The organism is Streptomyces sp. NPDC033177 (genome assembly GCF_055577715.1).
Window position 1 is genome coordinate 42,293 of sequence record NZ_JBVIPS010000015.1, and the last position, 22,661, is coordinate 64,953.

A 22,661-nucleotide genomic window follows, 5' to 3' on the forward strand; every position below is an offset into this window, starting at 1 on the left:
CTCCTTGAGTTAGGTGCACACAACCGGCCAGCAGTCTCGAGGGACGGGCTGAAGCGGTGCCGGAGCGGTGCTCGAATATTTGCGCGGTCAACTTTGTGTTGTGTGGCGCCGATCGTCCGGTGACGTGCGTCGTCCGGGCAGGCCGTCCGGCGAGGGCCGGTCGTCCCGTCGGGTGCCGGACGGCCGGCGTGGGCAGTCCCAGTTCAGCCGGAGCGCGTCGTGTCCACCGCGGCGAGCGCCGTGGTCGCGTCCTGTGTGATCTGGCGCAGCAGCGGCCTGGGATCGTCCGCGAAGTAGAAGTGGCCGCCGTCGAAGACCCGCAGACCCAAGAAGCGCTCGGTGTGCTCCTCCCAGCCCTTCATCAGCAGGGGAGAGGCAGAGTGGTCATCGCCGCCGGCGTAGGCCGAAAGCGCCACGGGCAGAGGACCGGCGTCGGTGGCAGGACGCCAGTGGGCCGCCATGCCCAGGTCGGCCCGGATGATCGGTGCGAGCATGGACCACAGGTCGGGGTCGTCGAGCACCTCGTCGGGCGTGCCTCCCATCTGCCGCAGACGGGTCCGCAGTTCGGCGTCGGACAGTTCTTCGCTGTCCCCGCTCGCCCGCTGTGCCGACTGCGGTGCCGGTTGTGCGGAGATGCCGACCCATACCGGCGATGGCAGGCCCTGGTCGACGATCCGTCGGGTGATCTCGTAGGTCAGGGCGGCGCCCATGCTGTGCCCGAAGAGGGCGTAGGGGCCGGTCACTTCGGGCACGATCCGGCGCAGGAGGTAGTCGGCGAGCCGGCCGATGTCTGTGATCAGCGGCAGGTCGAGCAGGTGGCCGTGGCCAGGGGCGTCGAGCAGCCGTACGTCCCACGTGTCCGGTAGTTCGGCCGGCCAGTTGCGGTAGAGCAGGTGTGAGCCCCCCGCGTGATGCAGGACGAATACGCGCAAGTCTGGTGGTGAGTGGTCCATCGTTCCCCCCTTGGATCGGGCCACGCGTGTTCGACCATAAAGCGGGGGTGGTGGGGTGGTGCGTGGGCGCGAGGGGAGTTCCGCTGCTGCTGGAGCGGCTCTTGAGTGTTTCTCGGAGGGCTGGCGGTGCGGTGGGGCGGTGCTCGGGCTCACCGGCGGGGTGCCGGTGGGGTGCGGGCGGGGTGCGGCCGGGCATCGTGGCACATGGAGGCGGTGGGGTACAGCAGTTCGGGGTGGGTTCGGGCTGGGGTGGGTGGCTGGTTGGCGGTGGAGCTTGTCGCCCTTGTAGCTGCGGCGGCCGCGTCCTTACGGTGACGTCGCAGTGCCGGGGTCGCTCTTGTGTCGGATGTCCCGTCGACCGGACAGCACCGATGGGTGACCCGTGCCCGGTGCCTTCTCGCACCCGGCTCGGCCGCGCCTGATTCCCAGTAGCTCTGTGACGGTTAAGGACGGTGCCAGTTGAGCGCGAACCCGTTTGATGACGAGGACGGCCGCTTCTACGTCGTGGTCAATGACGAGGAGCAGCACTCCCTGTGGCCGGTGTTCACCGAGGTGCCCGCCGGCTGGCGGGTGGTCTTCGGCGAGGCGGCCAGGGCCGAGTGCCTTGAGTACGTCGAGCAGAACTGGACCGACCTGCGTCCCAGGAGCCTGCGCGAGGCCATGGCCACGGACTGAACACCACCCGGGATCCGATGTCGGCCCGCCGAGAAGCCACATCGGCAAGTGATCGGTGAACGACCAGGAAGACACATCGAGCGGGGAGTTGAAGGTTGTGACAGGCGCTGTGAGAACCGCGAGCAGGTACAAGACGAAGCCGGTGGACAGCAGCGATGACCTGGCGCAGCACGACGTGGTCCTGTCCTTCCTGGGTGCACAGGCCAAGGTGCGGAAGACGGGGATGACCTTTCCGCAGAACATGCCGGAGCAGTCCTGGGAGCGCATCGGCACCAACCTGCGCGAGCTTGTGAACTCCTCGGCGTGGTGGCTGGCCGACTGGCTGCTCTACGGGGAGGCCACCTACGGGTGGCGGCGGTACAAGGAAGCCATAGAGCGCACGGGGCTCGACTACCAGACCCTGCGCAACTACGCGTGGGTGGCCAGGCGGTTCGAGCACCAGCGCAGGTGGGAGAGCCTCAGCTTCGCCCACCATGCCGAAGTGACCCGCCTGTCGCCGCCGGAGCAGGACTACTGGCTGCGCAAGGCCGAACAGCAGAAGTGGTCGCGCAACGAACTTCGCAGGGCGGTCCGCGCCAGCCTCGCCGTGCAGAGCGACACCGCCGAGCTCTCCCCGAACAGCGGCGACGAGCAGCAGGAAGTGCCGCGCATCGACACGTCGGCGGCCGTCGAAAGGCGCCGGCAGAAGGTCACCACGCTCACCATAGAGCTCTCCGCCGGCCAGCTGGACCACTACTCGAAGGTCGCGGCCACGCACGGTCTGTCCGTCGACAAATGGGTGACGCAGATGCTCGAAACGGCCGAGCGGCAGACCGCCTAGAGGCGCATCGCCCGGCACGACGCATGGCCCCGCACGACACATCGCCCGGCACTGAAGTCCCCGCGAGGCTCTGCGCGGCAGCGTTGCCGACCGGCGGGACAGGTAGGCGATGTCGCTGACCGGCCTGCGCCCGGGGCGCTCGGCTGGAAGTCGCGGCCGATCAGGCCCGTGGCCGCCTTCGCCTTCGCATCCGGCCGGGTCGGCGCATTACGCTGCCCGCGCCCGGTGACGCCGCGGATGTCGCGCTCGCGCATCACGCGGGCATCCTTCCCCCCGGCTTCGACACCCTCCACCGCGAGCTCACGGTGGAGGGTGTCGAAGCCGGGGGCGATTCATGTCGTCAGTACGGCGGTTCTCCGACGCCAGGTGCACGTCCGGATGGCGCCGCGTGCGGGTGGCGCGTGACCGCGCCCCACCGCATCGAGTGGTGCCGCCAGATGTCATGTGACGCCACGCGATGTCTCACCCCCGCAGCGGCGGACCGAACCAGGTGGTGAGTGCGGCCCGGAGCGCGGTGACGTCGGGCGCTTCGTCGTCGGTGGCCCCCCAGGCGACATGGCCGTCGGGGCGGATGAGGAGCGCGGCGGGAGCGGGGATCTCGCCGATCGCCGGCACGGGCCAGAAGTCGTCCTCGCTCCGTGCGTCGACCAGCTCGACGCGATCGGCCCAGCCCTTGGCCACCACCGCCAACTCGGCGCTGCCGCCCAGGTCGAGCAGCACGGGGCGGCCGGTGTGCAGCAGGTCGTAGACGCCGATGGTGCCGTCCGGCGTCTTGAGGTCGGCGTCGGGGACCCTGAGGCCTGCCAGCGGGTGGTCGCCGTCGACCGCGTAGCGGATGTCCAGCGCGGTCAGCATGTGGCGCAGGTACCGGTTGACGTCGTCGAACACCATGAGCGCGCCGAACACCTCGCGCAGCGCGTCCGTCTGGGCGCCGGGGCGGAGCAGGGCCGACTGCGCCCGGGTGTTGTGCAGTACGCGCTCCGCGACGGGGTGGCGCTCGGTGTGATAGCTGTCCAGCAGGCTCTCCGGCGCCCGGCCGCGCACCACCGAGGCGAGCTTCCAGCCGAGGTTGACCGCGTCCTGCACGCCCATGTTCAGCCCCTGCCCGCCGGCCGGGAAGTGGATGTGCGCCGCGTCGCCCGCGAGCAGCACGCGGCCCGCGCGGTACCGGTCGGCCTGCCGCGCGGCATCGTTGAACCGCGAGACCCAGCGTGGCGCCCGCATCCCGAAGTCGGTGCCCGCGATCCTGACCAGCGACTCCCTCAGCTGCTCGAACGTGGGGGCCTCGTCGCGGTCCGCAACGCGGTCGTACTCGGATGCGATCACCCGGTACCAGCCCGGCTCGAAGGCGATCGCCGAGTAGTCGCCGCCCGCGCAGCGCCGCACCCACACGTAGTCCTCGGGCAGATCCGGGAGTTCGACGTCGCCGATCAGCGCGGTCATCGTCGCCGGAGTGCCGGGGAAGCCGATGCCCGCCAGCTTGCGCACCGCACTGCGCCCGCCGTCGCAGCCCACAAGATAGCGGGCGCGCAGCGTCGCGGATTCCGCCTCAGCGGCGGGCGTGGCGATCTCGACCGTCACGCCGGCCTCGTCCTGGCCGATCCCGGTCACCTCACAGGACCTGCGCACCCGCACGCCGAGCTCGGCGGCCCGCTCCTCCAGAAGCTGCTCGATGGCCGACTGCAGGATCATCAGCGGGTAGGGGTGCCGGGACTCGGACTCGTCGAAGTCCAGGTAGAGGGCGGAGAAGTGGCCCACCGGCTGCGGTTCGCCGACCGCGAGGAAGCGGTCCAGGATTCCGCGCTGGTCGAGGACCTCCAGGGTGCGGGAGTGGATTCCGCCGGCCCGTGACTCGCCCGTACGCTCCGCGAGCCGCTCGACCACCACCACGTCGACGCCCGCGAGCCGCAGCTCGCAGGCGAGCATCAGGCCCGTCGGCCCGGCGCCCGCAATCACCACGTCCGCGTCCATGTCCGCGTGTCCCACGTCGCCGGTGTGTCCCACGTCGTTCCCCATTCCCCTGCGTCGCTGACGTCGTTGAAACGCTCTTACGTTCACGGAACGCGAGCGGGACGGTCAACGGACACCGGTGCCGGGGCGACGCGGGGCCCTGTCGGACTTGCCCGGTCCCGCCGGCGGGACGGTCCTCGAGGGCGTCAGCATGCAGGCCCGCCGGTTCTCAACCCCACCGGCCGGCGCGGGCAGGGGGGCCGCCGACACGGTGTGGGCGGAGGGGAATGCACGCGACACTCCATTCGATCATCCAAGGAATTTGTCTCGCCGGCGGGACAGCGCAAAGGGCCCCGGAGGAAGGAAAGCGGCAATGAATTCGTCGCCGCAGGTTGTCCACCCGTTGGGCGGACAGGACGAGACGTCAGAAGGACAAGCCGCACCGTCGAGCACTCCGGTGTCGCTGGCGCGGGACATCGCGGAGCTGTGGGCGCGGCACCTCAACGGCGCCGAAGTCGGGGTGGACGACGACTTCTTCGCGCTCGGCGGCAATTCGCTGACCGGCATCAAGATCATCGACCAGGTGGCGCAGGACTACGAAGTCCAGCTGTCCGTGCGCGACTTCTACCTGGCTCAGACGCCGGCCCGGGTCGCCGAGCTGATCGAGCAGGGGAGGGCAGTGGCGTGAGGTTGACGCCTGGTGCCGGGCGCGACATCGACATGGACCTCGACAGCGTCGACCTGTTCGACCTGGACCTCTACACGTCGGGCGACCCGCACCCCGTCTGGGACGCGATGCGGGAGAAGGCGCCGCTGCACCACCAAGTCCTGCCCGACGGTCGGGAGTTCTGGTCCGTCACCCGTTACGAGGACGTCTGCCGGGTGCTCGGCGACCACCGCGAGTTCACCTCCGAGCGCGGCACCGTACCCACCCACCTCGGGACCGACGACGTCGCCGCCGGAGTGCTCCTCACGTCCACCGACCCGCCCCGGCACACCGAGGTCCGCAGGCCCCTCGGATCCAAGCTCACCGCTCGGGCGGTGAAGTCCTGGGAGGACAGCATCCGCACAACGGTCGTGCGCTTCCTGCAGCCCGCACTCGACGGGGAGACCTTCGACCTGGCCGAGCGAGCACTGCTGCTCCCCGCCCTGGTGACGGGCCCGCTCCTCGGGATCCCCGCCAAGGACTGGGAAGAGCTCGTCCAGCTGACCGCCATGGTGACGGCTCCCTCGGACCCGCACTTCCTGCAGGGCAGCGAGGCCGCGACCCTGGCCATCTCCCACCACGAGCTGGTCACCTATGTCAAGGACTGGGTCAAGGAGCGCAGGGCGTCCGGAGGCGAGGACGACAGCCTGCTCCAGCACCTCATGAGCGTCCACCCGGGAGGGGCGCCGCTGACCGACGAGGAGATCGCGCTCGACGGCTACAGCATCCTGCTGGGCGCCAACGTCACCACCCCGCACACCGTTTCCGGCACCGTGCACGCGCTCATCGAGCGGCCCGAGCAGTTCGCCAAGGCACAGGCCGACCCGAGCCTGATCCCGAACCTGGTCGAGGAAGGCCTTCGCTGGACATCGGCCGCCTGCAACTTCATGCGGTATACCGTCGACGACGTCCAGATCGCCGGAGGCACGATCCCGGCCCGCGGGGCGGTCGTCGCCTGGATCGGGTCGGCCAACCGGGACGCGTCCCAGTTCACCGACCCGCACGACTTCGACATCACGCGGAGCAACGCCAAGCGCCAGGTCGCCTTCGGGTTCGGAGCACACTTCTGCATCGGTGCGCCGCTGACCCGGCTGACCCTGCGCGTCTTCTTCGAGGAGCTGCTCCAGCGGTTCGGCTCCATCGACCTCGCCGGCGAACCGCAGCACCTGCGGTCGTACTTCATCGCCGGGATGACCCACCTCCCCATCGTCGCCGAGAAGCGACTGGCGCCGTGACATCCGGCACCGCCACCGGCACCGCCACCGCCACTGTCACCGTCACAGGGAACCGGAAGGGATTCGCATGAGTGGCGCAGCCACCGGTATTGCCGTCATCGGGATGTCGTGCCGCTTTCCCGGCGTGCACGGCCCGAGCGATTTCTGGCGCCTGCTGGTCGAGGGGAAATCGACCGTCGGAACGTTCCCCGGACACCGGGCGGCCGACGCGAAGTCGACGTACAGGTCCCATCCGGACGGCGACACCCTCGACGCGGGTTCGTTCTTCGACTCCATCGACGGGTTCGACGCCGGGTTCTTCGGGACGAGTGCGGCGGAGGCGGCCGCCATGGACCCCGTGCAGCGCCTCGGGCTCGAGCTCGCCTGGGAGGCCGTCGAGGACGCCGGCGTCCCGGCGGCCTCGCTCACGGGCCGCGCGATCGACGTCGTCGTCGGCGCCGCGCCCTCCGGGTACGAACTGCTGCGCAAGCTGTCCGGCAGCGACCAGGACGACCACTACGCCGCGCTCGGCTCCAGCGGTGCGCTGATCGCGAACCGGATCTCGGGCCTCTTCGACGTCCGCGGCATGAGCTACTGCGCGGACTCGGGCCAGTCCTCCTCGCTCGTGTCGTTGTCCCTGGCGTGCGACCGCATACGGGGCGGCGCGGTCGACATGGCCATCGCGGGCGGCGTACACCTGATCACCGACCCGGAGGCAGGAGCGGGCCTGGCGAATCTGGGCGCCCTCTCGCCCGACGGCCGCTGCTTCACCTTCGACGAACGGGCCAGCGGTTTCGCCCGGGGCGAGGGCGGTGCCTTCGTCCTCCTGAAGCGGCTCGACCTCGCCGTCGCCGACGGCGATCACATCTACGCGGTGGTACGCGGCTGGGGCGTCGGCAGCGGTGGAGCGTCGAGCCGGATGCCCGATCCCAGCTCCGAGGGGCAGGCGGCGGCCGTGCTCGCGGCCCTGGAACGCGCGGCTGTCCCGTTCGACGGTGTCGACTACGTCGAGGCCCACGGCACCGGCACCCGCGTCGGTGACCCGGCCGAGATCGCCGGTCTGCGCGAGGTCTTCAGGGAGACGGGCCGCAGCCGGCCGCTGGCGATCGGCTCGGCGAAGACGAACGTCGGGCACCTGGAGCCGGCCGCCGGAATCGTCGGCTTCGTGAAGGCGGCGCTCTGCGTGGACCGTGCGCACCTGGTCCCGAGTCTCAACTTCCGCTCCGCGAACCCCGCCATCGCCGACTTCCACGAGGACTTCGAGGTCCTGCGGGCCGCGCGGCCCTGGCCCGACGCGCCCGGCCGGCCGCGCCGGGCGGGGGTGTCGGCGTTCGGACTCGGCGGCACCAACGCGCACGTGATCCTCGAACAGGCACCCGGCGATCGGGCGGAACTGCCCGCCGCCGGTGAGGACTTGGCATCCGGGGGATCCTCCCCGGCATCTTCCGGGGCGTCGCCGGAGGCTGTGCCGTGGGTGCTGTCGGCGCGGTCGGAACCGGCGCTGCGGGAGCAGGCGGCCCGGCTGCGGGAGCTCGTGGCCGCGGACGCGTCGCTTTCGGCCGTCGACGTGGGGCATGCGCTGGTGTCGCAGCGGTCGTCGTTCGAGCACCGGGCGGTGGTCCTGAGCGGCGGCCGTGAAGAGGCGCTCGCGGGCCTGGACCTGGTGGCGGCGGGCGGCGGCTCGGAGCGGGCGGTGCGCGGGAGGGCCACGGACCAGGCGGGTCCGGTCGTCTTCGTGTTCCCCGGCCAGGGCTCGCAGTGGCTGGGCATGGGGCGGCAGCTGTACGCGGAGTCGGAGGCCTTCGCGCGGTCGATCGACGCGTGCGAGCGGGCTCTGGCGCCCCATGTGGACTGGTCGCTGGTGGACGTGGTGCGCGGCGAGGAGTCGGCCGCGTCGCTGGACCGGGTGGACGTGGTCCAGCCGGCGCTCTTCGCGATGATGGTGTCCCTTGCGCAGGTGTGGCGGTCGCTGGGAGTGGTCCCCGAGGCAGTGGTGGGGCACTCGCAGGGCGAGATCGCCGCGGCGTGCGTGTCGGGCGCGCTCTCGCTCGAGGACGCGGCGCGGATCGTCGCGCTGCGCAGCCGGGCCCTGACCGATCTGGCAGGACCGGGCGGGATGAGCGCGGTGGCCGCGCCCGTCGAATGGGTCCGGGGCCGGTTGGAGCGGTGGTCGGGACGGCTCTCCGTGGCCGCGGTCAACGGGCCCGCGTCGGTGGTGATCTCCGGGGACGACGAGGCGCTCGACCAGTTCGCCGAGACGGCGGCCGGTGACGACGTCCGGGTGCGACGGGTCAGGGTGGACTACGCGTCGCACTCCCACCACGTCGAACGCATCCGTGAACGTCTGCTCGCGGACACCGCGGCTGTCTCGCCGAGGGAATCGGCGGTGAAGTTCCACTCCACGGTGACCGGCGGCCTGCTCGACACCCGCGTGCTCGACGGCTCGTACTGGTACGACAACCTGCGCTCGATGGTGCGCTTCGGCGAGGTCGTCGAAGGCCTGATGCGTGAGCGCGGCGGCGTGTTCGTGGAAGTCAGTCCGCATCCCGTGCTCCAGGTCGCGATGGAGGAGGCCGCCGACGCGCTGGCGGCCCCGCCGACCGTCGTGAGCACCCTGCACAAGCAGGACGGGAGTGCGGGCAAGGTCCTGGCGTCGCTGGCCGAGCTGCACGTGCGCGGTCTGCCGGTGAACTGGAAGGCGGCCTTCGCCGCGGGCCGGCCGCGCCGGGTCGCCCTGCCGACGTACGCGTTCCAGCGGCAGCGGTACTGGCTCTCGGCGTCCGGCGACACCGACACCGACACCACGAACGGTCCCTCCGCACGAGCGGACGGAGCGGGCGCGGGCGCCGGGCCTGCGGACCTGGGCTCGCAGTCGGCGGTCCTCACGCTGGTGCGCACCGAAACGGCGGCGCTGCTGGGCGCGAACGGAGTGGATCTGACGGAGGCCGAACTCACGGCGCGGTCGGCCGAGACCTTCAAGGCCCTGGGATTCGACTCCTCGATGGCCGTGCGGCTGCGCAACCGGCTCACCGCGGCGGCCGGTGTACGGCTCCCGGCCACGGTCGCGTTCACCTATCCCACGGTGCGCAAGCTCGGCCTGCACATCTTCTCCCTCCTGGAGCCCCGGACGCCGGAAGTCCCGGAGCCCCATACGCCCCAAGTCCCGGAAGCGGTGGGGGAGACGAGCCCGGAGAGCCGTAGTGACGACGATTTGTACGCATTGATCGAGCGCGGATACGCGTAGCCACACCTGTTCGTCCGAGCAACCGTTAAGGGAGTCCCTGGTGGAGGATGTCGACAAGCTCCGGTCGTACTTGCGACGTGCCGTCGGCGACGCGCAGGAGCTGCGCGAGCGCGTGCGGGAGCTGGAGGAGTCCGCTCACGAGCCCATCGCGATCGTGGGCGTGGGGTGTCGCTTCCCTGGCGGGGTGACCTCCCCCGAAGGGCTGTGGACCGTCGTGTCCGACGGTGTGGACGCGATAGGTGACTTCCCGCTGGACCGCGGGTGGGACGTGGACGCGCTGTACGACCCGGATCCCGAGGCACGCGGGAAGACGTACGCGCGCACGGGCGGATTCCTGACCGATCTCGCTGAGTTCGACGCGGAGTTCTTCGGCATCAGCCCGCGCGAGGCGCTGGCGATGGACCCGCAGCAGCGGCTGATGCTGGAGACGTCGTGGGAGGCGCTCGAGCGGGCGGGCATCGACCCGGTCGGGATACGGGGCTCGGCGACCGGGGTGTTCACCGGGCTCTACGCCGTCGACTACGGCCCGCGGATGGGCGACGAGGCAGCCGGCGAAGTGGAGGGGTACGCGCTCGCGGGGACCTACACCAGCGTGGCCTCGGGCCGGGTGGCGTACGCCCTGGGCCTGGAGGGCCCGGCGGTGTCGACCGACACCGCGTGCTCGTCGTCGCTGGTCGCCGTCCACCAGGCCATGCGCTCCCTGCGGTCCGGGGAGTGCACCTTGGCGCTGGCCGGCGGGGTGTCGACGCTGTCGACCCCGGGGCTGCTCGTGGAGTTCGCCCGGCAACGGGGTCTGTCGCTGGACGGACGGTGCAAGGCGTTCGCGGACGCGGCGGACGGCACCGGCTTCTCCGAGGGCACGGGCGTACTGGTCCTGGAGCGTCTGTCGGACGCGCGCCGCAACGGGCGCCGCATCTGGGCGGTGATCCGGGGTGCGGCCGTCAACCAGGACGGGGCGTCCAACGGACTGACCGCGCCGAACGAACTGGCCCAGCAGCGGGTGATCCGGGCGGCGTTGGCGGACGCCCGGATGCAGGCGAACGACGTGGACGTGGTGGAGGCCCATGGGACCGGCACGTCCCTGGGCGACCCCATCGAGGTGGAGGCGCTGCTGGCCGCCTACGGACAGGACCGCGACCCCGGGAGCCCGCTGTGGCTGGGGTCGCTGAAGTCGAACATCGGCCACGCACAGGCGGCCGCGGGCGTCGGCGGAATCATCAAGATGATCATGGCGATGCGGCACGGGGTGATGCCCCGGACGCTGCACGTGGACCGTCCGTCGACGCACGTGGACTGGTCGGCCGGGACGGTCGAGCTGCTGACCGAGGCAAGGGAGTGGACCAGCGCGCCGGGACGGCCCCGGCGCGCGGGGGTGTCGTCCTTCGGCATCAGCGGCACGAACGCGCACCTGCTCCTCGAACAGGCACCGACGCAGGAGCAGCAGCAGGACCAGGAACCGGACACCGCCGGGCAGACGCCCGACACCGCCGAGCGGGCACAGGGCTCTGTGGGCGGGCTCGTGCCATGGGCCCTGTCCGCGCACTCGGAGCAGGCGCTGCGGGCACAGGCGGAGAAGCTGCACGCGTTCGTCACCGCCGACCCGGACGCCGACATCACCGACGTGGGCGCGTCGTTGGCGTCGAGCCGGGCCGGTCTCGAGCACCGTGCGGTGGTGCTGGGGCGCGGCCGTGACGAGCTGCTGAGCGGCCTCGCGGCGCTGAGCCAGGGCACGGAGTCCGCCGCGGTGGTGCGAGGCGTCGCCGCGGAACTCGGCGAGCGCGTCTTCATGTTCCCGGGACAGGGATCGCAATGGGCCGGTGCGGCACGGCAGTTGTACGACACCTTCCCCGTCTTCGCGCGGAGCCTCGACGAGGTCTGCGAACGCTTCGACGAGCATCTGCCCTTCGCTCTGAAGCCCCTGCTCCTGGCGGACGAGCCCGCAGGCCGTGAGCGCACCGACATCACGCAGGCCGCGCTGTTCGCCCTGCAGGTCAGCCTGTACCGGCTCCTGGCCGGGTACTGCCCACCGCCGGACCGCCTGATCGGTCACTCCGTCGGTGAGATCGCCGCCGCCCACGTGTCCGGAGTCTTCGACCTGGACGTGGCGACCGGACTCGTCGCCGCGCGCGGACGGGTCATGCAGGCGGTCGTCGAGCGCGGCGCGATGCTGGCCGTACGCGCCTCGGAAACCGACGTGAGCGCTCTGCTGGGCCCCTTTGAGCGCGTCGGTGTCGCCGCCGTCAACGGCCCGGAATCGGTGGTGGTCTCGGGCCTTCGCGACGAGGTCCACGCCCTGCGGGAACGGCTGATCGAAGGCGGCACGTCGGCGAAACTCCTCGATGTCGACCACGCGTTCCACTCCCCGCTGATGGACCCGGTCCTGGAGGAGTTCGCACAATCCCTCGGTGAGCTCCCCCCGGGCGAGATGTCGATTCCGATCGTCTCGACCAGGCTGGGACGTGAGGCCACGCTCCAGGAGCTGACGTCGGTCGCGTACTGGGTGGCCCACGTCCGCGAACCCGTGCGCTTCTACGACGCGGTGGAGTGCGCCCGCGCGGCCGGCGCGGACGTCTTCCTCGAAGTGGGGCCCGGAGCGACGCTCGCGAGCATCACCAAGGAGGCCTTCGCCGGCGAGGGCGTGAGCGGCGCACTCGTCCTGTCCGCCGCACGGCGGGACCGGCCGGGAGCAGCCGCACTGGCCGACGCGCTGGCCCAACTGCACGTGAGGGGCGTGTCCGTGGACTGGGACACCCTGTTCGGCACGCGCCGGCAGGTGGACCTTCCCACGTACGCCTTCCAGCGGCAGCGCTACTGGATGGACGCCCCCGCCGGGACGAGGTCGGCGGACATCGCCTCCGCAGGCCTCTTCGCGCCGGGCCACCCGCTGCTCGGTGCCGTGGTGGACCACCCCGGCACCGACGAGGTGGTGTTCACCGCCCGATGGTCCCTGCGGACCCACGAGTGGCTGGCCGACCACGCCGTGTTCGGCGCGGTCGTCGTCCCCGCGACCGCCTACATGGACCTGGCGCTGTCGGCGGGCGACTTCGTCGGCTGCGCCGCCCTGGAGGAACTCTCCCTGGAAGTCCCCCTGATCCTCCCCGACTCGGGTGACGTGCAGGTACGCGTCGTCGTCGGCGCGCCCGACGAGGCCGGACGCCGCTCCCTGGACGTGTACTCGCGTCCCGGCGAGGACGGCCGGACGGTGGGCGGCTGGACCCGCCACGCGATGGGGAACCTGACACCGGACACCTCGCGTACGACCGCGTGGAGCGACGGCACGCGACCGCTCGCCGTGTGGCCGCCGGCCGGGGCGACGAAGCTCGACATCGACGGTCTCCACGACGCGCTCGTGGACGCGGGCTTCGACTACGGCCCGGCGTTCCGCGGACTGCGGGAGGTCTGGAGGCAGGGTGACGACCTCTACGCCCTCGCCACGCTGCCGCAGAGCGCCGACGACCGGGCCGGTGGCGGGTTCGCCCTGCATCCGGCGCTGATCGACAGCGTGCTGCACGCGGTCTTCGCCGGCGGTGTCGTCGAGGTGTCGGGCGACCAGGGCTGGATGCCCTTCTCGTGGTCCGGGGTCGACCTGATCGGGGAGTGCGGCCCGACCGTGCGGGTCCGGCTCTCCCCGGCCGGCGAGGGCGTCGTGTCCCTGGCGGTCGCCGACGAGCACGCGAACCCGATCGCTCACGTCGACGCGCTGACGTTCCGCCCGGCGAGTGCCGAGCAGGTGCGCGCCGCGCGCGGCGGGCAGGAGCGCTCGCTCTACGAACTGCGGTGGCGGCCGCTCACGCAGGGCAAGCAGGAGACCCACCGCGGACCGTGGGGCGTACTCGGCGCGAAGGACGGCCTGGCCTCCCGGCTCCGCGCGGCGGGCGACGAGAGCGTCGCGTTCTACGCGTCGATGGACGAGGTCCTCGCGGGAGAGGCACCCGAGCACATCGTCCTGTGCCTGGACGACTTCGTGGCCGACGACCCCGATCTGCTCGCCGCGGTCGGCGGCGCGGGCAAGCGCGTCCTGGACTGGATCCAGCGGTTCATCGCCGCGCGGACCCACGCCGGATCCACGCTGGTGGTCCTCACCCGCCTCGCCGTCGACACCGGTGCGGGGGAGCGCGTCGAAAGCCTCCCCGGCGCCTCCGTGTGGGGCCTGATCCGGTCCGCGCAGACGGAACACCCCGGCAGGTTCCGGCTGGTGGACATCGACGACCAGGAGACCTCCTGGGCACGCGTGCTGGACGCGCCGGCCACCGGTGAGGACCAACTGGCGCTGCGCGAGGGCGCGTACCTCGTTCCCCGCATGACGCCGGCCGCGCCCGCCGACCACCAGATCGAGCCGCCGGCCGACGGCGCCCACCGCCTCGGCATCCCGAGCAGGGGCACGCTGGAGAACCTGACGTGGGTTCCGTGCCCCGAGGTGGAGGCGCCCCTGACGAGCGGGCAGGTACGCATCGCCGTCCGGGCCGCTGGGCTCAACTTCAAGGACGTCACGATCGCCCTGGGCCTGGTGAACAGCACGGTCGCCGATGCCCCCATCGGTCTTGAGGGCGCCGGAGTGGTCACCGAGGTGGCGGACGACGTGACACGTCTTTCGCCGGGCGACCGGGTGACCGGCGTCTTCAACGGCGCCTTCGGCCGCGTCGCCGTGGCGGACAGCCGGATGCTCACGCCCGTCCCCGACGGATGGAGCTATGCCGAGGCGGCGTCCATCCCGACCACCTTCCTCACCGCCTACTACGCACTCTTTCGTCTGCGCAAGCTCAAGAAGGGCCAGCGCATCCTCATCCACGCCGCGGCCGGCGGTGTCGGGATGGCCGCCGTCCAACTGGCCAAGCACGTCGGCGCCGAGATCTACGCGACCGCGAGCCCGGCCAAGTGGCCCACCCTGCGCGCCCTGGGCCTTGACGACGAGCACCTGGCGTCGTCGCGCGACCTGGAGTTCGCGGAGAAGTTCCTGCACTCCACGGGCGGCCGAGGGGTGGACTTCGTGCTGAACTCCCTCGCGCACCGCTTCGTCGACGCCTCACTGACGCTGCTCACCCGCGGCGGCGACTTCGTCGAGATGGGCAAGACGGACATCCGTGACCCGCGCCAGGTGGCGGCCGATCACCCCGGAGTCGACTACGAGGCCTTCGAGCTCTACGACGCAGGCCCCGACACCATCCACGCGATGTTCCGGGCCGTCATGGAACTCTTCGCCGACGGTCGGATCCAGCTGAACCCGATCTCCGTACGCAACATCCGCGACGCGCGCAGGACATTCCGCGAGATGAGCCAGGGCCGCCACATCGGCAAGCTGGTCTTCGAGGTGGCCGACGGCTTCGGCGGCGGCACCGTGCTGGTCACGGGCGGTACCGGCGGCGTGGGTTCCCTGGTGGCGCGCCACCTCGTCGCCGAACGCGGCGTACGCAGCCTGGTGCTCGCGAGCCGTCGCGGCCCGGCGGCCGACGGGGTGGCCGAGCTGGTCGCCGACCTGGAGGGCGCGGGCGCCGCGGTCAGGGTCGTGGCATGCGATGTCGCGGACCGGGCCGCCGTGGCGGACCTGCTCGCGGACATGCCACGGAAGTACCCGCTGACGGCGGTCGTGCACGCGGCGGGCGCACTGGCGGACGGCACGGTCGAGTCGACGACCGCCGAGAGCTTCGACCACGTTCTGCGCGCCAAGGTCGGCGGCGCGGTCAACCTGCACGAACTGACCACGCGGCACACCCTGTCGGCGTTCATCCAGTTCTCCACCGTCGCCGGGACACTCGGCACCGGAGGGCAGGCCAACTACGCGGCGGCGAACGTGTTCCTGGACGGACTGGCGGCGTGGCGCAGGGCCTCCGGCCTGGTCGGCACCTCACTGTGCTGGGGCTGGTGGGAGCAGAGCAGCGGCATGACCGGAGGCCTGGACCAGGCCGACCTGTCACGGCTGCGGCGGATGGGCATCGCCCCGATGCCGACCGACGAGGCGCTGGCCCTGTTCGACGCGGCCTGCGCGCTCGACCAGCCGGTCCTGATCCCGGCCCGGGTGGACGTCGCCGCGCTGCGGAACAAGACCGGTCAGGAGCTCCCGCTCCTCCTGCGCGACCTCGTCGACGGCGGCCGTCCGCGCCGCAACAGGTCGAGCGCTGCGAAGGACGGCGGCGCTCCCGGCTTGGCCGCCAGGCTGGTCGCCCTGCCGGCGGACGAGGCAAAGGCAGCCGTACTCGACTGGGTCCGCGACCAGGTCGCCGTCGTGCTCGGGCACCCGTCCGGCGCGGTCGTCGACGTCGACCAGGCGTTCAACCAGCTCGGATTCGACTCACTGACGTCGGTCGAACTCTGCAACCGCCTGGCTTCCGCGACCGGACTGCGCCTGCCCTCCACCCTCGTCTTCAGCTACCCGACGCCGCGTGAGCTGGGCGAGCACCTGTCCGGCCTGCTGCGTCCGGAAGCGGACACGAGCGACGCCGATGACGCGGAGGTCATGCAAGCGCCGGGTGCGGACGAACTGTCCGACCTGGACCTGGAAGCACTGGTCGGTCTGGCTCTGGATGAGAAGAGGTAAGTGACATGACCAACTCCGCGGATCGTACGGCGGACGGCGCGGACCGGGTCCAGCGTGCGCTCCGCACGCTGCTCGAGGAGCGCGACCGCCTCCGGCAGGAGAACGACGCCCTGCGGGCCGGCCGCGGCGAGCCCATCGCCGTGGTGTCCATGGCGTGCCGCTACCCGGGAGGCGTGTCGACGCCCGAGGAGCTGTGGGACCTGCTCCGCGAGGGCCGTGACGTGATGGAGGAGTTCCCCAAGGACCGCGGGTGGCGGGACGTGTACGACGCGGACCCCGACGCCGTCGGCAGCACGTACGCGCGTCGGGGAGGCTTCCTGAGCGACGCGGCCGGCTTCGACGCGGGCTTCTTCGGCATCAGTCCGCGTGAGGCGCTGGCGATCGACCCGCACCACCGCCTGCTCCTGGAGACGTCGTGGGAGGTCCTCGAGCGGGCCGGCATCGTCCCCGCCGACGTGCGCGGGTCCGAGGTCGGTGTCTTCTCCGGGGTGAGTTCGTCCGAGTACGGGTGGCGCTTCCTGGAGGGCGGCCAGAAGGACCTGGAGGGCTACCTGCTGTACGGCAGCGCGCTGAGCGTCGCCTCCGGCCGGGTGGCGTACGAATTGGGCCTGACCGGACCGGCGGTGTCGGTGGACACCGCGTGCTCGTCGTCGTTGGTGGCCCTGCACATGGCGGCGCAGTCCCTGCGTTCGGGGGAGTGCTCGCTCGCGCTGGCGGGCGGGGCGACGGTGCTGGCGACGCCCTCGTTCTTCGTGGAGTTCGCCCGGCAGCGCGCCCTGTCGGCCGACGGCCGGTGCAAGGCCTTCTCGGACGCGGCCGATGGAACCGGCTGGGCCGAGGGCGTGGGCGTACTGCTCCTTGAGCGGCTGTCCGACGCCCGCCGCAACGGCCACCCGGTGCTCGCCGTTCTGCGCGGTTCCGCCGTGAACCAGGACGGCGCCAGCAACGGACTGACCGCGCCCAACGGCCGCGCCCAGGAGAAGGTGATCCGCAAGGCACTGGCGAACGCGGGGGTGTCGGCCTCCGAAGTGGATCTGGTCGAGGCCCACGGCACCGGGACCAAGCTGGGCGACCCCATCGAGGCGGGTGCGGTCCTTGCGACCTACGGGCAGGGCCGGGCGGAGGGCAGGCCGCTCTGGCTGGGGTCCCTGAAGTCGAACATCGGTCACTCCATCGCCGCCGCGGGCGTCGGCGGGGTCATCAAGAGCGTGCTGGCCCTGCGCCACGGGTACCTGCCCAAGACCTTGCACGTGGACGCGCCCTCACAGCACGTGGACTGGTCGTCCGGCGACGTGGAAATCCTGGCGGAGGGGCGTGAGTGGCCCCGGACCAACGGGCCGCGGCGGGCCGGTGTGTCGTCGTTCGGGGTCAGCGGCACCAACGCGCACGTGATCCTGGAAGAGGAGCCGCCGCAGGAGCCCCCGCGGGATCCCTCACCGGATCTTGCACAGGAGCGCGCGGCGGACCCGGGCGTCGTCGGCGGCCTCGTGCCGTGGGTGGTGTCGGGCAAGAGCGCGGCGGCCCTGGAGCGGCAGGCGGGCAAGCTCAGCGAGTTCGTCGCCGCGGATCCGGGCGCCGATGTCGCCGACATCGGCGGGTCGTTGGTGTCGGGCCGGTCGCGCTTCGAGCACCGCGCGGTGGTCCTCGGCCGCGGTCGTGACGAGCTCCTGAGCGGCTCGGTGGCGCTGAGCGAGGGCGCCGAGTCCGCAGCGGTGGTGCGGGGTGTCGCCGGGAAACTCGGCGGCGTCGCCTTCATGTTCCCCGGCCAGGGATCGCAGTGGGCCGGCATGGGCCGGCAGCTGTACGCGAACTTCCCCGTCTTCGCGCGGTCCCTCGACGCGTGCGCGGCAGCGCTGTCCGAGTGGGTCGACTGGTCGCTGCTGGACGTGGTGCACGGCGTGGAGGGTGCGCCGACCCTGGAGCGGGTGGACGTCGTCCAGCCGGCGCTGTTCTCCGTGATGGTGTCCATGGCCGCACTGTGGCGGTCCTGGGGTGTGGAACCGGCCGCGGTGGTGGGACACAGCCAGGGCGAGATAGCCGCCGCCCACGTGTGCGGTGCGCTGTCCTTGCGGGACGCCACCAAGGTCGTGGCGCTGCGCAGCAAGGCCCTCCTGGACGTGATCGGGCACGGCGGCATGGCATCGGTCGCGGAGTCCGTGGACGTCGTGGCGCAGCGCCTGGCTCCGTGGAGCGACCAGGTGAGCGTCGCCGTGGTCAACGGACCCCGCTCGGTGGTGGTGTCCGGAGAGCCGGACGCGCTGGACGAGTTCGTCGAGAAGATGAAGGCCGACGGCGTCCAGGCCCGGCGGATAGCGGTCGACTACGCCTCCCATTCCCACCACGTGGCCCGGGTCCGGGACCAGGTCATCGACGCGCTGTCCGACGTGAGCCCCACGACGTCGACGCTTCCCTTCTGCTCGACGCTGTACGGCGAGACCATCGACACCGCCCGGCTGAACGCCGACTACTGGTACAACAACCTGCGCGAGAAGGTCCTCTTCGAGCCCTCCGTCCGGCAGTTGGCCGACGACGGCTTCCGGGTGTTCATCGAGATGAGCCCGCACCCCGTCCTGACCGTCCCGGTGCAGGAGACCGTCGAGGACGTGGACGACGCGCTGGTCCTCTCGTCGTCGCGGCGGGAGCGGGACGAGGTGGAGTCCGTGATCGGCTCGCTGGCCCAACTGCACGTGCGGGGCGGGTCCGTGGACTGGGACTCGCTGCTCGGGACGCGTCGGCGGGTCGATCTGCCGACGTATGCGTTCCAGCGGCAGCGGTACTGGCTCAGCTCATCGCACACGGCGCTGGAGGCGTCCTCGGTGGAGCTGCCGTCCGAGGCCGACGACCACCCCGTCTCCCTGGCGGACAGGATCGCCGCCCTCGCCGACGACGACGCCAGGGCACTGGTCCTGGACCACGTACTCGAGAAGGTCGCCGTCGTGCTCGGACACTCCTCCGGTGAATCCGTCGACCCCGACCAGCAGTTCAAGGAACTCGGATTCGACTCACTGCTGTCGGTGGAGCTGAGCAAGCGCCTGAGCGCGTCGACCGGACTCAAGCTGCGCGCGAACACGGTGCTGCGGCACCCGTCACCGCGACTGGTCGCCGAGCACGTCACGACCACGATCGCCAAGCGGGGACCGCGGTGAACCGACCGTCCCGCCGGCGGGACACCGCAAGGCCGGGAGCGGAGTGTCCCGCCGGGCACCGACTTGTCTTGAACGGCTGAATCACTTCCCGGAAGGTGGGAGTGATCCGTGGAATTCTCCGATTCCCGGTCCAATTTGCTTCGAGGGGTTGATTTCTGTGCGTTCGTTCGGTGCGTCGTCTGCGCATATTGGGATGTGGCGGGCGCAGGAAATGTTTCCCGACATGCTGAACCATGCGCTGACCATGTGGGACGTGGACGGTGAACTGGACACGGCGGTCATGGAATCCACGTTCCTGCACGTGATGAACGAGGCGGAGGTGCTGCGCGTCAACTTCGTCGACGGCGAGAGCGGACTGCGCCTCGTGCCAAGGGAATTGGGGGACTGGCGGCCGTTCTTCCTGGACCTGAGCGCCGAGGCCGACCCCGAACAGGCGGCGCGCGAGGCACTGGCCGACCTGGTGCGCCGGCCCTTCGACCTGGAGCGGGACCTGCTGTTCCGGCTCGGCGCGGTCAAGCTCGGGGCGAGCCGCTCCCTCCTGGTGATCGCCTACCACCACCTCATATCGGACGGGTTCGGCTCGGGCGGTCTGCTCTCGCGGCGCCTGGCCGAGGTGTACACGGCGCTGGCGCGGGGCGAGAAGGCACCGGAGCCGGCGCACCCGTGGGACGCCGAGTCGTTCGCGACCGAGGCGACGGAGTACCTCGCCTCCCCCCAGGCCACCGAGGACACGGAGTTCTGGCGCGACTACCTGAAGGACGCGCCCGCGCCCGCCCAGGTACCGCGCGTCACCCTGTCCGACGCGCAGCGCACCGCGCTCGACGAACCGACGGGCAGCGCCGACCGCTGGGGTGAACTGACCGAACCCCTCGGCATGGTGAGCCGCACGCTGAGCGTCGGGCGCGCCGAGGCGGACGCGTGGGCCGAGACCGCGACGTCCATGGGCGTATGGACGTCGTCGCTGCTGACCGCGGCCGCCGCGGTGTACTTCCGGCACCGCTGCGACCGTCCGGAGTTCCTGCTCTCGCTGGCCGTGGGCAACCGGGTCGGCGTGGCGAGCAGGACGCCAGGCCTCGCGGTGAACGTGGTGCCGGTGCGGGTGAAGGTTCCGCTCGGCGCGACCTTCACCGAGATCGCCGACGCGATCGGCGACGAGACGTACGACATCTTCGATCACACCGCATGCCACTACTCGGAGATCCAGCGCGCGATCGGCACCGTCCTGGACGCTCGCGGCAGCTTCGGTGCCGTCATCAACGTCGTCGACTTCGTGGAGCAGCTCCACTTCGCGGACAGCCCGGCACGTTACCTCGGCGGGACGACCGGTGTCTTCGACGAACTCTCCATCGCCGTCTACAACGACGGGACCGCCGACAGCGACTTGTTCATCCGGCTCGACGCCCCTGCGAGCCTGTACTCCCGCGCGGAGCTGCGCTTCATCGGCGAGGATTTCCTCGCCTACGTCCGTGCCGCGGTGACCGCCGACGAGCAGCCGGTCGGCGCGCTGGACGTGGTGAGCGGCGCCGAGCGCGACCGGCTCCTGACGGCGCCGGAGGACACGGACGCGCGGGTGCCCGAGACGACGGTCGCGGAGCTGTTCGCCCGTCAGGTGGAGCGGCATCCCGATGCCGTCGCGGTGGTGTCCGGGGACTCGGCCATCGCGTACCGCGAGCTGGACGAGCGCTCCGGCCACCTGGCCCGGTCGTTGCGACGCAGGGACGTCGGGCCCGAGACGGTCGTGGCGGTGGCCATGCCTCGATCGGCGGACCTGGTCGTCGCCCTGCTGGGCGTGGTGAAGGCGGGCGGGGCCTACCTGCTGCTCGATCCGGCGCTCCCGGCCGAGCGGCTCAGGTCAGTGGTCGAGGACGCGTCGGCGAGCGCACTGCTCACCGACGCGCAGACGGCCGAACAGCTCCCCCCCGACCTGGGAGTTCCGGCGATCGCCTTCCAGGACATCGCCGCGGACACATCCGGTGACGACAGCGGCGGCGCGGGGGAGACACCCGCCCCGTCGCATCGCGACAGCCTGCTGGCCGTGTCGTACGGATACGCGTCGAACGGCGAGACCACCGCGGTCGCCGTGACGCACGGCAACCTGCAGCGGTTCGTCCTGGACCGCCGCCTGCGGGAAGCCGGCGGCCGTACGGTGCTGTGGCATGCGCCGCACAGTGCCGACGTACTCGCCATCGAAGTGTGGGCGCCTTTGCTGAACGGCGGCCGGGTGGCCGTGGCTCCTGCCGGGGAGCTGGACACCGAGGCGCTGGCCGAGGCGCGGGCGGCGCACGAGATCTCGTCGGTGTGGCTGCCCGCGGGCCTCTTCTCGGCGATCGCGGCGCAGCGCCCCGAACTCCTCGCCGGGTTGCGCGAGGTGTGGACCGGCGGTGACCGCGTGTCCGCTGCCGCGCTGCGCCGGGTGCGCGAGGCCTGCCCCGAGCTGACGGTCGCCGACGCCCACGGCCCGGCGGGAGAGACCGGCTTCGCCGCGTCCGCCCGCTACGTCCTGGGCCCGGGACTCGCCCCCGTCCCCGTCGGTGTGACCGGGGAGCTGTACGTGGCCGGACCCGGCGTGGTGCGTGGATATCCCGGGCGCCCCGGCCGGACCGCGGTGGACTTCGTGTCCTGCCCGTTCGGTCCGGCGGGTGGCCTGATGCACCGGACCGGAGAGCGGGTGCGGTGGGCCGCCGACGGACGGCTCGAGTACGTGGGCGGCGCCGGTACGCGGACCGATGTACGCGGTGTCCGGGTGGAGTTGACCGAGGTCGAGGAGGCGGTGTCCGAGCACACGGGCCTCGCCCGGTCGGTGGTGGTCGTCCGGCAGGACGACGCCGGGCAGCAGCGGCTCGTGGCCTATGTGGTCCCGGCGGGCGGCCGAACCGTCGAGGCCGAGGAACTGGGCCGGTTCGCCGCGGGGCGGTTGCCCAAGACGATGGTGCCGTCGGTGTTCGCGGTCGTCGAAAGCCTGCCGGTGACCGCCGACGGGAGGGTGGACCGGGCGTCGCTGCCGAAGCCCGTGCTCGACGACGGGACGTACCGCGCACCGCGCAACGACACCGAGCGCATCCTGGCCGCGGCCTTCGCCGAGGTGCTCGAACTGGACCGGGTGGGCATCGACGAGGACTTCTTCGACCTCGGCGGCAACTCGCTGCGGGCGATCAGGCTGGTCGGTCTGATCCGGTCGGAGCTGAACCAGGAGGTGTCGATCCGCCGGGTGTTCGCGGCGCGCACCATCAGCGGTCTCTCGGACATGTGGAAGGACCTCGCCCGGTCCAGCAGGCCGACCCTGCGCAGGAGGACGAAGGAGGGCGCGGTCGTCTGAGCGGGCCGACGACAGGACCTCCCGGCGTCCCGCCGACACAGAGCGGGAGGGAGACAGGGGGGGTCGTCTGCTGTTTTCTCACTCCCATTCCAAAGAGAGTGCGCC

10 protein-coding genes are annotated in these 22,661 nt (G+C 71.6%); 8 read left to right on the plus strand and 2 right to left on the minus strand.

What is annotated here, in order from left to right; genetic code table 11:
* Positions 1 to 203: 203 nt before the first annotated feature.
* Positions 204 to 953, minus strand: coding sequence for a thioesterase II family protein (locus tag ACZ5U5_RS38990; RefSeq protein ID WP_469031305.1), 750 nt, complete (start codon positions 951 to 953; stop codon positions 204 to 206).
* Between the two features lie 459 nt (positions 954 to 1,412).
* Here ACZ5U5_RS38990 and ACZ5U5_RS38995 point away from each other — a divergent pair, with 459 nt between their 5' ends.
* A complete protein-coding gene (locus tag ACZ5U5_RS38995; RefSeq protein ID WP_469031306.1) occupies positions 1,413 to 1,628 on the plus strand; it encodes an MbtH family protein in 216 nt (71 codons plus the stop codon).
* A gap of 142 nt (positions 1,629 to 1,770) precedes the next feature.
* Positions 1,771 to 2,448, plus strand: a complete 678-nt coding sequence (locus tag ACZ5U5_RS39000) for an LmbU family transcriptional regulator (RefSeq protein WP_469031307.1) — start codon at positions 1,771 to 1,773, stop codon at positions 2,446 to 2,448.
* Positions 2,449 to 2,910: 462 nt separating this feature from the next.
* Here ACZ5U5_RS39000 and ACZ5U5_RS39005 read toward each other — a convergent pair whose 3' ends face one another.
* Entirely contained in the window at positions 2,911 to 4,452 is a 1,542-nt protein-coding gene (locus ACZ5U5_RS39005; protein ID WP_469031309.1) for an FAD-dependent monooxygenase, read from the minus strand.
* Positions 4,453 to 4,771: 319 nt separating this feature from the next.
* On the opposite strand from ACZ5U5_RS39005, the gene ACZ5U5_RS39010 reads away from it, so the two are divergent.
* From ACZ5U5_RS39010 to ACZ5U5_RS39035, 6 genes are all read left to right on the plus strand, one after another.
* Positions 4,772 to 5,086 carry an acyl carrier protein gene (locus tag ACZ5U5_RS39010; protein ID WP_469031310.1) on the plus strand — a complete coding sequence of 105 codons (315 nt, stop codon included), beginning with the start codon at positions 4,772 to 4,774 and terminating at the stop codon, positions 5,084 to 5,086.
* Entirely contained in the window at positions 5,083 to 6,339 is a 1,257-nt protein-coding gene (locus ACZ5U5_RS39015; protein ID WP_469031312.1) for a cytochrome P450, read from the plus strand. The genes ACZ5U5_RS39010 and ACZ5U5_RS39015 overlap by 4 nt, the downstream gene beginning before the upstream one ends.
* A gap of 67 nt (positions 6,340 to 6,406) precedes the next feature.
* A complete protein-coding gene (locus ACZ5U5_RS39020) occupies positions 6,407 to 9,562 on the plus strand; it encodes a type I polyketide synthase (protein WP_469031313.1) in 3,156 nt (1,051 codons plus the stop codon).
* Between the two features lie 40 nt (positions 9,563 to 9,602).
* The gene (locus ACZ5U5_RS39025) at positions 9,603 to 16,094 is read left to right on the plus strand and encodes an SDR family NAD(P)-dependent oxidoreductase (RefSeq protein ID WP_469031315.1); all 6,492 of its coding nucleotides are present in this window, start codon (positions 9,603 to 9,605) and stop codon (positions 16,092 to 16,094) included.
* A gap of 5 nt (positions 16,095 to 16,099) precedes the next feature.
* Entirely contained in the window at positions 16,100 to 19,240 is a 3,141-nt protein-coding gene (locus tag ACZ5U5_RS39030) for a type I polyketide synthase (RefSeq protein ID WP_469031317.1), read from the plus strand.
* Positions 19,241 to 19,433: 193 nt separating this feature from the next.
* The gene (locus ACZ5U5_RS39035) at positions 19,434 to 22,556 is read left to right on the plus strand and encodes a non-ribosomal peptide synthetase (RefSeq protein WP_469031319.1); all 3,123 of its coding nucleotides are present in this window, start codon (positions 19,434 to 19,436) and stop codon (positions 22,554 to 22,556) included.
* Positions 22,557 to 22,661: the final 105 nt, after the last annotated feature.